The following is a 13,226-nucleotide window of genomic DNA, read 5'->3' as shown; positions in this document are numbered from 1 at the left end:
ATCTATTGTTTCACTATCCTTGACATCTTTAGGTTCCGTATCACTATAAATAGATCTTGCACTTTAGTAAAGATATTTTTAACAGAAGATATAAACTGATCTACCAAACTAAATTTTAACATATTTTCTAAATGTTATTTCTCTACTATTTTCGCAATCACTACATATTGGAATAAAAAAACAGAAAACCAATAATTATCAATACAAAACAACAAAATCTAAGAAATAACGCTAAGATCCAATGCCAATAACCAAAATTATACTGAATGCAAACACATAAACTATAAAAAACATAAAACACAAAAATTCCAATGGGTATATAAATAAGAGTGTTTATAATGCCAGCATATTCTCCAGCATCAGAAAGAAGGGGAGCTAGAGAAAATAAAAACAAGATGGGCGTAATAATATTAATACCAACTATATCAAAAGTATTAGCAAAAACTTTGATATTTTGTCTCTTACTAAATAACACTAAAAGTATCCATATTAAGAATGGAACAGCAGAAAACAAAATTCCATAAAATATTTGCATCAAGTAACTTAAAAACATATAAGCTCCCATTAAATTTTATTTCTTTATCTTAGCAATGCTTATTTTTATTAAAAGATTATTAACATCACTTTAAATAAAACTATCATAATAATTCAAAAAATTTCATCAATCAAAATATAATTTTGTTTTTTACTTACAAAATAAGCTCAAAGCATAAAAAACAATAAGCTAATTATTTGATTTTTAATTTTTACCTGCGATTTTTGCGGTTTTCTATGCCTATCCTCTCGCTATCTTCGATCTCTGCAACATAGCTTGGATTTTTCTTTTTAGCCTCTTTGTCCAAAAAGCTAATAAGCTTTGCGTCGGCATTTTGGTGAGAGCAGATTAGGATTATAAAATTTATGTAGTTGCTAGCTTCTTTTGGAGCGACCTGATTTTTTTTCGCTGGTATTATAAATTTCTCTCCAAAAATTTGTATAAGCTCGAAAAGCTCGTTTTTGCTTAGAGTTTTATCGCTAGCAAGCTCTTCAAGCTTTTCGATCGTGATCTCTTCTTCACTCTCAGCTTCTAGTCCTCTTGTTAAGACTTGATGATCTTTGTTTTTTAGCAAAAGATAGATTAGCGCGCAAATGGCCACTATAAGCAAAAAGACAAAAAAGACTATCAAGCCTTTAAGAAGCATCTATAACCTTGTGCAAAGAGAGCGTTTCGTAAATGCAAGAACGCTCATCGCTATCATAATGGCGATGCTTATCCAGACGAAATCAGGCACCGGAAGCGGATCTCCAGCTGCGTATGAGTGCATGCCAGCTAGATAGAAATTTACCCCAAAATAGGTCATTATGATCGACCAATAGGCAAAAAATGAGGCAACAGCAAATGCGTATTGATTATTAAGCTTTGGTATAAATCTCATGTGAAGCACTGCCGCATAGACAAGGATCGAAACTAGCGCCCAAGTCTCCTTGCTATCCCAGCCCCAGTATCTACCCCAGCTCTCATTTGCCCAGACGCCGCCTAAAAAGTTTCCAAGCGTAAGTAAGCTAAGGCCAAGTATCATCGCCATCTCATTTATACGTGTCGCTTCAGTGATATTGCGTGCGATCTCTGCATTTGGCTTTTTCTTGTTTTGTAAGATGATAAGTAGCAAAGTAAAGCCACCAAGCAACGCACAAAGACCTAAAAATCCATAACTTGCAGTAATGATAGAGACGTGGATAGTTAGCCAATAGCTCTGAAGTACAGGCACAAGTGTCGTGATCTGCGGATCCATCCAGCTAAGGTGCGCAACAAATAGCGTAACACCAGCCAATATAGAGGTAAGCGCAAGTGCGATCGGACTACGTTTTGCAAAGATGATACCAGATAGACCAAGTGCCCAAGCGATATAGACCATCGACTCGTAGGCGTTACTCCAAGGGGCGTGCTCAGCGATGTACCAGCGAAGACCAAGACCAACTGTGTGCGCAAGAAAGGCTAGTAAATTTATAACATATACCGCTTTAACTATGCCATTTATCTGCACTTTTGGTGCTAGCATCTTGACAAAAACAAATAGCAAAAGTGCAAGACCAGCCAAAAGATATATCGGCGTCAAGCGATCAAATACTTGAAATTTATTAAATAAAATTTCTATATCTATCTTTTTCTCACTTGGCATGACAGCAGCGCCGTATTTGTGCTGATAGGCTGAAATTTTCTCAAGCGCCGCATCCGCCTTGCTCCAGTCATTATCCTTTGAGGCTGCATCAACAGCTGAGAAGTACTCTCTCATCATGCCAACTACTAGCTCAGCCTCTTTTGGCGAGAAGTACATCATCGCACTAGCTGGCGAATACCAAGAATTTGACGGATCATCTTGTTTTGGGAAAATTTTGAAAATTTCACCGATAAATATCATATAAAATACATTTAGTCTCTCGTCGATCTTTATCACATCTTTGTCAAAAGTATTGCGTGAGCCTGGGTGTTTGCGGTTTGCTATCTCGGCAAATTTTGTTAGTTTATACTCGCTTCCACCATCTTTTGTCGCTTTAAAAAATTCATCAAAGCTTGCGTATCTTGCATTCTCATCGACGCCTAGCTCTTTTTTTAGCTCCTTGCTTTGACCAAGTGCGATGATCTTCTCATTTCGCCAGAAATCAGGCGTTACCATTATAGAAAGCATCGCTTGGTTTGAATTTAGGCTACCTATGCTCTCGCCTCTATGAATTTTGTTTAAAACCTCTTTGCTAAGCGTATCAAATGGCTTCATCCTGCCATCTGGACTTTGCACGATAAGCCTAGCAAGCTTGTCTGCATGCTCTTTGCTGATATGCGGCAAGAAGTCCTCTGCCCTTAGCGAGCTAAAATTTAAGCCTAAAAGTAAGACAGCTATGAGCGCAGCCACTTTTTTACCGCCTTTTGTTGATTCATTATCTATTAGTTTTGCAAGCTTTCTAAAGCGGCTGTTAGGATTTATGACATTTAGCAAGAAGCCAAGACCTAGCAAAAAGTATCCGATATATGTTGGGATCTTGCCTGGGTCTTTATTGACAGAGAGGATCGTGCCTTTCTCGTCAGTATCGTATGAGCTTTGGAAAAATCTATATCCATCATAATCAAGCACGTGGTTCATATAAATTCTATAATCAAACCCAGGATCATTCGTGCCATCTTTTACCACAACCTCACTTGAGTAGCTCATAGGAGAATTTGAGCCAGGATATCTTTTTAGCTCAAAGTCCTTTAGGTAGAGGCTAAATGGGAGTTTTATCTGCTGAGCTCCCCATGAAGCGTTAAATTTCTGTCCAGCCACAGCGATACGTGAAGGCTCCATTAGGTTGTAAAATACATGCATCTCTCTACTCTCACCTTTGTAGTTTAGCTCAGCTATCAACGCATTAAACTCGCTATCCTTTGAGCTAACTAGCTTTCTTGTGGCGTGCGCTGAGACTAGCCTTGGGGCGAAATTTATATTTGAGATAGTATATAGGCTGCCTGTGCCAAATTCATTCACACTGCCAGCTTTTAGCTCAGTTTTTGAGCTATCTGCCATAGTAAATTTTGAAAGATCGACATTTGAAGTAACTGTGAAATTTCCATCATTTAGTCTAAAAAGAACATATTTTTTATTTTCATCTGGCTTGGCATTAAAGATAAAGCTGATATCTCCAACTCTCGCCTCTTCTTCTTCAAGTAAAAATATCTCTTCACTTTCGCTCTCGTTTGAGACTACAAACTCAACGACAGGCTTTCCGCTATCATCATTTACAAATTTATAACTTGCATTTGGCACAAATTCTTTAAATTTTAAACTAGCCTCACCGTCTGCTGTTTTTAGCTTTAGATCAAAGCCCTTCTTTACATCAGCAAGTCCTAAAGGCATAGCTGAGCTGATCTCCTCACCTTTGTCGTTAAGCGCTGTTAAATTTATATACGAAACCTTCGTACTAACAACATTTGAAGCAGTGTTTTCACGTATATGCATATCAGCTTCAAAGCCAAGGTATCTTGTGATGCCAGCACCGATTAAGATGACGATAAAACCTAAGTGAAAGATGAGCGATGGCAGTTTTTTAGGATCGATTAGGTTGTATCTAAAGATGTTAAAGGCTAAATTTATACCAAGAAGTAGTTGAATGAGCGCAAACCAGCTAGCGCCATAAACATAGTACCAAGCTGCTTCGGTGCTGGTTTTGCTCTCTATTATTGTGGCGGCTCCGCTAGCTACGGCAAAGATTATCATCAAAACGATAGCTGAGCCCATACTTAAAAATAATGTTTTTGGATTTAACATCTGCTTCCTTTTATTTATATTGTGGCAAAGCTACCGAAGTGAAATTTATCTTAAATAACTGCCCTGCTTTGTTTCGGTTGAAACTGGTTTATTTTCGTTTGTATCTTGATCTGCAAGTGCATCTTTGCCTTTTAGATAAGCTAGTATTGCACCAAGATCGTTGTTTGAGACGATCTTGGCTTGGTTTTGCATCACGTTTTTACCGCTACCACCAAAGCTTGAGTCACTTCTATAAGAGATGATGCTATCTTCTATATCTTTAGCATCCATGTTTTTAAGTGGTGTTGAGCCAAATGGTCTTTTATCTGCGCTTTCGCCATGACAGCTAGCACATTGTTTCTCATAAAGCTCTTTTCCTAAAGAGACACTATATCTACCTTTTCTATCAACGCCTAATTTTAAAATTCTATTGTCTTTATAGCGTCTTGGATCTTCATCGACATAGACATTTACTTTTTCATTTCTGTCATTAGCCTGCTTTTTTGCCATCTCGGCAAGCTCTTTACCAAACTCGCCACGAGCTTCTATATAATAAACCTGAGAAGCTGCAAAGGCATTTGCCACCAAAAAACACGCCAAAAAAGAAATTTTGATATTTTTCATGAGTTTCCTTGAAATTTTGCTCTAAATTTAAAAATCCCGGATCAGATTGCTCCGACCCGGGATTATATCATAAGTTGATTAACGAGCTATGAATTAGAATGAGTATTTAGCTTCAAATCTAAATTTGTCAGCTTTGTTTTCTCCGTCATGCTCTTTTTCTGTTTTAAAGGCATAGAATGAGCTAAATTTCAACTTTTTGTTGTATTGATAAGCAAATCTTGGAACAAATTCCTCAACTTTAGTCTTCTCATCTGTTTTGTAACTACCTTTGATATAATCTAAACCAGCTGTAAATTTATCAAATGTATATGCACTTGTTGCATAGAAGTAACTACCCTTACCTTCTGCACGTGTCCAGTCAAATACATCTTCGCCAGCGTCGATTAAGCCACCTTGATCTTCAAATGTAAATGCTGAATATTTACCATCTTGATAGTTTTGAGTTTTGTAGCCAATATAGCCAGCAGCTAAATCAAGACCAAATAGTGAAGTTGAAAGTTCGCCAGCATAGAAGTTACCATCATCGTAACCAAGAGCATTTTTTGCACTTGTATCAGCTTGGCTATGTGCATAGTTAAGTCTTGCGCCTAAAGATACATCGTTAGTTATAGCAAAATTTGCTGAAACATCAGCTGCAAGTACGTCAGCTAGGTTTGTTAAACTAGCATACCATAGTTGGAAATTTACTGGATCGTATGAACCAGCAATACCAGCTGCATATAGGTTACCAACATCATAGCTATTTAAATTAGTCGTTACAGAATATAAATCACCATTGCTCCAACCTTGTTCACCTTCAATTGCATCAAAAGCTAAAGCTGTAAGCGTAAGACCTTCAATGTCTTTATTTACTACTCTAACACCTGTACCAACTGCATCATTAGTAAAGTATGAGCTTATAAGTTGCTTGCCAGCTGTTATAGTAGTGTTGCCTACTTTATAACCTAGATAGAATTGATAAACATTAAATGCTTTTTCAGTAAGTGCTTTGTCTGTACCTGCACCTGCATTATCACCTGAGCCATCATTAGTGTTATATCTAAGACCTATAACACCAAAGAAGTTATCGTCAATAGCAGCCTTAAAATTAGTAATCATTCTGAACTGATGATTTGCAACGCTACCTTTTGTAACATTTTTTGCTACTGTATTTTTCTCGTGAGTATTTGTATATCTATATCTTGCAAATCCTGAAAGATCTACATTTTTTATAGCTTCTTCAAGTGGAGTAGCACTCGCTACACTTGAAAACGCACCTAAAGCAACCAAAGCAGCCAAACTAATTTTTGTTAGTTTCATTTTTTCTCCTTTTAGGGTATTTGTGTTGGCAATTATAATCAATAAATTTTAAGATGAAGCTTAAAAAATCATAAAATTTTGCATTTTTGTTACCGATTGTTTACCGATTTTGACCAAAAAGAGGTATATTTTGATAATTTATCTTTTACAAATGAGACTTTTAAAAAGGGGATAAAAAGAAAAAGGGGCCGTTGCTTTGCCCCTTAAAAGGAGTTCTAGTTTTGATTGCTGATGAAATTATATATGCTAGCAGTAAATCAACGGTAATCTAAAAAGAAATTTTCTCCTCTTTTGGCACTTCGATATTTGTTTTTATATTTTTTCTTTTAACGACTACTTCATTTTGCGGTTTTCTTATGCCATTATATGCGCCTCTAGAGCCGCCCTCTTTTATAAGAAGCATGTCTATGAGCTTATCTGCGTAAAAAGTCGCATAGACAAGATCGCCCTTATCGTAATAATATCTGTTTGCACAAAAATTAGCTTTGTTTAGTTTGTGATTTTTCACGTCGCTGGCTACTATCTCGTAGCAGTATTTCGAATCTTTATAGCTAACATCTTTTATGAAGCCTTTGATGGAGCTTTTTGCAGGTATAGTTTTAGTAGCTTGCCTTGGTTGCTTGCGAACTGGCGGGTTGTCATCAAAAAATGAACATCCCAAAAACATAGTGGCTACTGCTAGAGGAAGTAAAATTTTAGCTTTCATCTTTTCTCCTTAATATAAAGAGAAAAGTATAGCTTTTAAGATTAAATAAAATTTGCGGGTTTTTAAAATTTGGGTTTTGTGCTTACATTAATATATAAATTTCTTGGGAGAGACCCCAAGAAAATTAGGCTGATACGTTTAAGACGTTACCGCCAAGCTCAGCGATCTTTTTATCGAGCGCCTCAAGAGTCTTTTCGATAGTCTTTTGTGAAATTTCAGGAAGCTCTCCGCCCCAAATTTTCTTTGCATCCTCAAAACCATTTGCCACGCCCTCTCTACCAGCTTTTAGCTTCTCCACATCATCACCTGCGCCATTTAGCACAAAACCAGCTATCCTATCAGCCGTATTTGCGATGCCAAAAAAGCCATTTTCACTAACTAGCTCGCTCGCCTCATCACTACTTAGCTCTCCTAGAGCTTTGCCGTTATAGCCGATACCTGCTAGATCGAGTCCAGATAAAATGTCTGATAAATTTTCAGGCACACTAAAGTTTAGACCACCTTGGGCTAGTAAATTTGAGCTAGCATTTTGAGTAATATCTTTTTGATACTGCAAAAAGTAGCTATTTGATATCTCTTTTGCGCTTAAATTTGAAACCTCAGGCTGCTTTTTAGAAACCTCTTTTTCATCTTTATGAAGCGAAATTTCTGATTTTACATTTTCTTTTACACTTGAAGTGTTGTATGAGCTTACGATTTGACTGATTTGCATATTTGGCTCCTATAAGTTTATAAAAACTATATCGCCAAAAGGTGGAATTTATTTAGGGTAAAGCGGGAGAGCTCCCGCTATGATTATTTACCAAGTGTTGCGTTTAGCATCCAGATGGCTTTTTCAAATTTAGCTATTTGATCTTGTGCGTACATCTGAGTTGTTGTGTCACCCTCTGCAAGCTCATCAAGCTTTTTAAACTCGCCCAAAAGGTGCTTGTAATCAGCCAAAACAATATCCAAAACCTCAGTCGGAGTGTAGCTCTCTTTTGGCTCGTGTTTTATGTGAGCGACTTTTGCTAGCTCCTCAGCCTTGACGATAGGTCTGCCGCCAAGCATAAGAGCTCTCTCAGCTGCGTCATCAAAAATCTCACTCATATCCTCATAAGCTTTTTCGGTATACTCGTGGACGCTAAAAAATTGAATACCTTTTACATTCCAGTGAAGATCATGAAATTTGATATAAAGTGCGTTTGCATCAGCCTGAATTGTGTTTAACTGTAAAATAACTTTTGACATTTTGTCTCCTTCTTTATTGTTTAAATGTGATGAAATTATATTGACTTAGAGTTAATCACTGGTTAATCAAATAATAAAATTTATTATTTAGTATAAATTTTGACTACAAAATAAATTTATCTTGTAGTCAAATGTAGAATTTAGAAATTTGTCTATTTTTTATAAGGTGTAGTTTTGTAGCCTTGTTCGATCAAACTACTCATGCCACCATCTAAATTTATAATCTTAAGATCTGTGCTATCTATCGCTGCAGCTGCTGCTGTGCTTCTTCTACCACTTCTACAAACAAGAGCGATAGGCTTTTTGATATCAACCGCCTTTGAAAGCTCATCTAAAAATGCACTCTTGTTACTTGGATCAAAAGTGATGGTCTTAGCACTAGCTATGATGCCAGTCTCTTGCCATTCAGATGGAGTTCTAATATCAACGATCTGATCATATTTTTTGATCTCATCTGGGCTTATATTAACAGTTTTAACATCAGCTGACAACATACAACAAACAGCTCCTAAAAGTAAAATTTTTTTCATCTACTCTCCTTAAATAAATTTTTGAAATGTTAGCATTGTTTTATTAAACCAAAAAACTATTTTTATATAATGGCTCAAATTTAGTCCGTTATATTATGCTCTTTTGCGTATCTTAGTATCTTTCGTCTAAGATCTTTTGGAAAACTATCTCTGTACATTACAGGGATAAGAGGATTTAGTTTCTTATCTAGTTTACCAGCCTCATATAGTCTTGTTAGCTCTTCTGGTGTGTTGTAGTACGGTGCATTAGGATATCCCTCTGGTGGCGTTAATGACATCACCAAAGAGCCCAAGATGGTTGTATCTATAAAATCCTCCATTTCCCTATACTCCCATAGATCTGAAAAGCCATACTCTTCAAATTTATATTGATATGATCCTATATTTTTATTGACATACTTTACAAATTCTTCCCTTGTAGTCTCGTTTGCATCAATATCTCTTGGATCTTTTAGCTCTTTTTCATCCTCTATAATCTTCAACAGCTGCTGATAAAAGGAGTCGTCTGGCATTGCTGCCACACCTTTTCTATTAAAATCCATCACAAAGTAGTTACCAACTATCTCATCAAGATAAGGTATCATGCCAAATTCGTCTAGTGGAGGATTATTAGAAAGTTTTTCAAATTCCTCTAGTTTCTTTAAATTTTTGTTAAGACCCATTTGGTATGTGGAGTATTTAAAACGATCACCCAAATATTCTAGAGTTCCCACCTCTCCTAGTTGAGCCGCCAAGAAAAGTTTTTGAAATCTCCTTGCCTTAAATCCCTCTTGGCTACCACCTAAAAAATCACTTGGTCTTCCAAACATTCCAGCACATATAGCCCACTCTCCTTCAAAGAAATATGTCTTTGCGCTACCATTCTTAACGTTTTCATAGAGTTTCTTATACAATGGATCACTATCTTTTTCTTCTAAGCCCATTGAACCTATGGCATCATCAGGTATGTGTATCATTGCGCATTTTAGATTGCTTCTTTTTACCAAGTATGCATATCTCTCTTTTCTAGTCTTTAAGCTCTCAAAGTAGGCTTTTTCTGACTTTGTCCAAGGTGAAATTTTAGTAGAGTTTGAAAGATAGCTTATGTCTAGCCATTTTTTAAATGACTCATAATCGCTCTTTGTATCATAGTACTCTGGCTCATAGTGTCTATACGGAGACGAGTTTAATATCTGGCGAGAGTCTATGACTAGTTGGGCTGCAGCTTCTGGGGCTAATTGCCTTTCATCGTTCTTTTTAGCGACTATCAAATTTGTTTTCTTATCTATTTTTACTTCCCTGCCGTTAAGTGCCATAACACTATAAGTATCATGGCTTTTTCCCTTAAAATATATTATTGCCGCTACCACCACAACTAGAGCCAAACTAACAAGCATAAATTTTTTATTAATGCTGTTATTTTCGATTTGCAGATTTTCTGCATCTTCTCTTGGCTTATTTATGTAGTTTATAGACGAATGTTTTATTTTTTTTATATTTTTTTGTTTTGCCATATAAGCCTCGTTCATACTGTATTACATGTTATGATTATAAAATATTACGTGATTATATTTAAAATTTAATTACTCTTTTACTGAAATTTCACTCATTTTTATTTACTTTTTCAAATTTATCGTTAGTAAGGATAAATTTATTTCCGCCTGGCACATATCTTGACTCTTTTCTTGACATATAAAAGCCTCTACCTTCATCACCAAATAGCCCATATATTTTAACCTCATAGTCATATGTCACTGTGAGTTCGATAGGCACTATATTGTCGTTGTCATCAAGATAAAAAGACCAGACACTAATATCTGGCATAAATTTAGAATAATCATCTTGACCTATATAGTCTATCACCTTATTAACATATTCCTTTGATAATTTTACAGCTTTACGATAAGTTCTAAGAGTATAGTATGGCTTGCCATTTGAGAGGATTTGGGGAAGTTTTTCATTTATCAATGTCATATTTACATCATATATAGTTACAAATTTATCTCCTTGTTTTATTTTTCTAGGATTTGAACTTATCTTATCGCCTAGTATTTTACTCATCTCTTTTCTTTCAGCTTCTCTTTTTTCTATCTCATCAATAAATTTCTGATTAAACACATAAACTCCACCGTGTTTCTTAGCTAATTTTCTTAACTCAGAAACACTTATATTGTTATATGTTTGATTTACAGAACAGGCTATTAAAAATAAGCTTGTTAGTAGCAAAAACATAACTCTAGTAAATTTCATATCTAGTATCCTTTTAAAAAACTCGTTTTGAATATTTTATTATAAATTTTTATGACTTATTTTCAAATGGTTTAATATCAGATAAATGTAGTGGTTTATGTAAAAATAATTTATCTATGGTGTCCCCAACAGGGTTCGAACCTGTGACCTCAGAATTAGGAATTCTGCGCTCTATCCAGCTGAGCTATGAGGACAAATTTGCAAGTTAGTTTAAATTTTTACTCAAGTAGTTAAATTTTAAAGGGCAGATCGCTCTGCCCTATTTTGGCTAATTAGCCATTTCTCTTTTTAATGATCTCTTCACTTACGTTTTTAGGAACTTCTTCGTAGTGATCAAATTCCATAGAGTAAGTCGCACGACCTTGAGTCATTGAGCGAAGATCTGTTGAGTAGCCAAACATTTGAGCAAGTGGACAATAAGCTGCAATGATTTTTATACCATTTCTATCATCCATTGAATTTACTTGGCCACGGCGCTTATTAAGGTCACCGATAACATCACCCATATACTCTTCTGGAGTCTCAACTTCAACTTTCATCATAGGCTCAAGGATAACCGCACCTGCTTTTCTAGCGCCCTCTTTAAAGCCCATAGAAGCAGCAAGCTTAAATGCCATTTCAGATGAGTCAACTTCGTGGTAGCTACCATCAAAAAGTGTAACTTTAACATCTTCAACTGGATATCCTGCAAGAACACCACTTTGAAGCGCTTCTTTACAACCTTTTTCAACAGCTGGGATGTACTCTTTTGGAACAACACCACCTTTGATGTCGTTAACAAATTCAAATCCGCTAGCAGCTGGAAGTGGCTCGATACGTAAGAATACGTGACCATATTGACCACGACCACCTGATTGTTTAGCATACTTATACTCTTGTTCAACTGCCTTACGGATAGTCTCGCGGTAAGCAACTTGTGGTTGACCAACTTCAGCATCAACTTTAAATTCACGAAGCATACGATCGACAATGATCTCAAGGTGAAGCTCACCCATACCACTAATGATAGTTTGTCCGCTCTCTTCGTCAGTGCTAACTCTAAAGCTTGGATCTTCTTGAGCTAGTTTTTGAAGAGCGATCGCCATTTTTTCTTGATCTGCTTTTGTTTTTGGCTCAACCGCGACACTGATAACTGGCTCTGGGAAGTCCATTCTCTCAAGGATAACTTTATCTTTTTCACTTGCAAGAGTATCGCCTGTTAGAGTATTTTTTAGACCAACAACAGCGCCGATTTCACCAGCGAAAAGCTCAGTAATCTCTTCACGTTTATTTGAGTGCATTTTTAGTAAGCGGCCGATTCTCTCTTTGCAGTCTTGAACTGTGTTGTAAGCATAGCTACCACTTTCAAGGCTTCCTCTATAAACACGGATAAATGTCAGCTGTCCAACAAATGGGTCAGTCATAATTTTAAACGCAAGAGCGGCAAATTCGCCATCATCTGTACTTTCAACAGTCACTTCAGTGCCATCTTCATAAACACCATTTATTGCTGCGATCTCATCTGGAGCTGGTAAATAATCAACTACTGCGTCAAGTAGAGGTTGGATACCTTTGTTTTTAAACGCAGTTCCGCAAAGCATAGGTGTGATAGTCATTCTTAAGCAGCCTGCTTTTATACCTTTTTTGATCTCTTCTTCAGTTAGTTCTTCGCCTGCAAAGAATTTCTCCATCAAGCTATCGTCTGTCTCAGAAACAGCTTCGATTAGTTTTGCGCGGTATTCTTCAGCTTTTTCTTTAACTTCAGCTGGAATTTCTTCTTCTACATAGTCAGTTGGCTTTTTCTCGTCATTCCAAACGTATGCTTTCATTCTTACAAGATCAACCACACCTTTAAAGTTGTCCTCTGCACCAATAGGAATTTGGATAGGTACTGGATTTGCTTTTAGTCTTTCTCTGATCTGCTCTTCAACTCTAAAAAAATTTGCACCAATTCTGTCCATTTTATTAACAAAAACGATTCTTGGTACGTGATATTTATTTGCTTGTCTCCAAACAGTTTCAGACTGTGGCTGAACACCACCAACAGAACAAAATACCGCAACAGCACCGTCAAGAACACGCATAGAACGCTCAACTTCAATAGTAAAGTCAACGTGTCCCGGAGTGTCGATTAGGTTTACTTGGTAGCCCTTCCAAAACGCCGTAGTTGCAGCTGATGTAATAGTAATACCACGCTCTTTTTCTTGCTCCATCCAGTCCATAGTAGCAGCGCCATCATGAACCTCACCTATCTTATGGCTCATACCAGTGAAGAACAAAATTCTCTCACTAGTAGTTGTCTTTCCAGCATCAATGTGAGCCGCAATACCGATATTTCTTACCTTATGTAAAGGCGTTTTTCTCTCTGCCATA

General features: G+C 36.6%; 12 protein-coding genes and 1 tRNA gene. 1 reads left to right on the top strand and 12 read right to left on the bottom strand.

Going from position 1 to position 13,226, the window contains the following annotated elements; all coding sequences use genetic code 11:
• The first annotated feature begins 338 nt into the window (after positions 1–338).
• Positions 339–524: a hypothetical protein gene (locus CVT07_RS03180; RefSeq protein WP_196375755.1), complete on the top strand. Its 186-nt coding sequence runs from the start codon at positions 339–341 to the stop codon at positions 522–524.
• Between the two features lie 222 nt (positions 525–746).
• Here CVT07_RS03180 and CVT07_RS03175 read toward each other — a convergent pair whose 3' ends face one another.
• The 12 genes from CVT07_RS03175 to fusA all read right to left on the bottom strand — a co-directional run bounded on the left by CVT07_RS03175 (position 747) and on the right by fusA (position 13,225).
• Entirely contained in the window at positions 747–1,181 is a 435-nt protein-coding gene (locus CVT07_RS03175) for a fatty-acid--CoA ligase (protein ID WP_107937274.1), read from the bottom strand.
• Positions 1,182–4,277 carry a cytochrome c biogenesis protein CcsA gene (gene ccsA, locus CVT07_RS03170; protein WP_107937276.1) on the bottom strand — a complete coding sequence of 1,032 codons (3,096 nt, stop codon included), beginning with the start codon at positions 4,275–4,277 and terminating at the stop codon, positions 1,182–1,184.
• 45 nt (positions 4,278–4,322) lie between these two features.
• On the bottom strand, positions 4,323–4,880 hold the full coding sequence (locus CVT07_RS03165; RefSeq protein ID WP_009294491.1) for a c-type cytochrome: 558 nt from the start codon (positions 4,878–4,880) through the stop codon (positions 4,323–4,325).
• 93 nt (positions 4,881–4,973) lie between these two features.
• A complete protein-coding gene (locus CVT07_RS03160) occupies positions 4,974–6,179 on the bottom strand; it encodes an OprD family outer membrane porin (protein ID WP_107937278.1) in 1,206 nt (401 codons plus the stop codon).
• 268 nt (positions 6,180–6,447) lie between these two features.
• Positions 6,448–6,885: a hypothetical protein gene (locus tag CVT07_RS03155; RefSeq protein WP_087583701.1), complete on the bottom strand. Its 438-nt coding sequence runs from the start codon at positions 6,883–6,885 to the stop codon at positions 6,448–6,450.
• Between the two features lie 124 nt (positions 6,886–7,009).
• Entirely contained in the window at positions 7,010–7,597 is a 588-nt protein-coding gene (locus CVT07_RS03150; protein WP_107937280.1) for a hydrogenase-4 component G, read from the bottom strand.
• Positions 7,598–7,680: 83 nt separating this feature from the next.
• Positions 7,681–8,115 carry a Dps family protein gene (locus CVT07_RS03145; protein WP_002941158.1) on the bottom strand — a complete coding sequence of 145 codons (435 nt, stop codon included), beginning with the start codon at positions 8,113–8,115 and terminating at the stop codon, positions 7,681–7,683.
• A 152-nt stretch (positions 8,116–8,267) separates the two neighbouring features.
• Positions 8,268–8,645, bottom strand: coding sequence for a rhodanese-like domain-containing protein (locus CVT07_RS03140; RefSeq protein ID WP_103609658.1), 378 nt, complete (start codon positions 8,643–8,645; stop codon positions 8,268–8,270).
• A gap of 80 nt (positions 8,646–8,725) precedes the next feature.
• Positions 8,726–10,138, bottom strand: a complete 1,413-nt coding sequence (locus tag CVT07_RS03135) for a thioredoxin reductase (RefSeq protein ID WP_230855734.1) — start codon at positions 10,136–10,138, stop codon at positions 8,726–8,728.
• 88 nt (positions 10,139–10,226) lie between these two features.
• A complete protein-coding gene (locus CVT07_RS03130) occupies positions 10,227–10,874 on the bottom strand; it encodes a tRNA 2-selenouridine synthase (RefSeq protein ID WP_107937282.1) in 648 nt (215 codons plus the stop codon).
• Positions 10,875–10,991: 117 nt separating this feature from the next.
• Positions 10,992–11,068 (bottom strand) — tRNA-Arg (locus tag CVT07_RS03125).
• A 78-nt stretch (positions 11,069–11,146) separates the two neighbouring features.
• Entirely contained in the window at positions 11,147–13,225 is a 2,079-nt protein-coding gene (gene fusA / locus CVT07_RS03120) for an elongation factor G (RefSeq protein ID WP_103570830.1), read from the bottom strand.
• Between the last annotated feature and the right edge of the window lies 1 nt (position 13,226).

Origin of the sequence: Campylobacter concisus (assembly GCF_003048875.2) — a bacterium.
Classification (GTDB): domain Bacteria; phylum Campylobacterota; class Campylobacteria; order Campylobacterales; family Campylobacteraceae; genus Campylobacter_A; species Campylobacter_A concisus_AU.
The sequence above is the reverse complement of the archived record's forward strand: the minus strand, read 5'-3'. Positions and strand labels throughout refer to the sequence as shown.

Coding starts and splice junctions, on each gene's coding strand:
- CVT07_RS03180 (WP_196375755.1), top strand. CDS start 339: ATGCCAGCATATTCTCCAGCATCAGAAAGAAGGGGAGCTAGAGAAAAT.
- CVT07_RS03175 (WP_107937274.1), bottom strand. CDS start 1,181: ATGCTTCTTAAAGGCTTGATAGTCTTTTTTGTCTTTTTGCTTATAGTG.
- ccsA (WP_107937276.1), bottom strand. CDS start 4,277: ATGTTAAATCCAAAAACATTATTTTTAAGTATGGGCTCAGCTATCGTT.
- CVT07_RS03165 (WP_009294491.1), bottom strand. CDS start 4,880: ATGAAAAATATCAAAATTTCTTTTTTGGCGTGTTTTTTGGTGGCAAAT.
- CVT07_RS03160 (WP_107937278.1), bottom strand. CDS start 6,179: ATGAAACTAACAAAAATTAGTTTGGCTGCTTTGGTTGCTTTAGGTGCG.
- CVT07_RS03155 (WP_087583701.1), bottom strand. CDS start 6,885: ATGAAAGCTAAAATTTTACTTCCTCTAGCAGTAGCCACTATGTTTTTG.
- CVT07_RS03150 (WP_107937280.1), bottom strand. CDS start 7,597: ATGCAAATCAGTCAAATCGTAAGCTCATACAACACTTCAAGTGTAAAA.
- CVT07_RS03145 (WP_002941158.1), bottom strand. CDS start 8,115: ATGTCAAAAGTTATTTTACAGTTAAACACAATTCAGGCTGATGCAAAC.
- CVT07_RS03140 (WP_103609658.1), bottom strand. CDS start 8,645: ATGAAAAAAATTTTACTTTTAGGAGCTGTTTGTTGTATGTTGTCAGCT.
- CVT07_RS03135 (WP_230855734.1), bottom strand. CDS start 10,138: ATGGCAAAACAAAAAAATATAAAAAAAATAAAACATTCGTCTATAAAC.
- CVT07_RS03130 (WP_107937282.1), bottom strand. CDS start 10,874: ATGAAATTTACTAGAGTTATGTTTTTGCTACTAACAAGCTTATTTTTA.
- fusA (WP_103570830.1), bottom strand. CDS start 13,225: ATGGCAGAGAGAAAAACGCCTTTACATAAGGTAAGAAATATCGGTATT.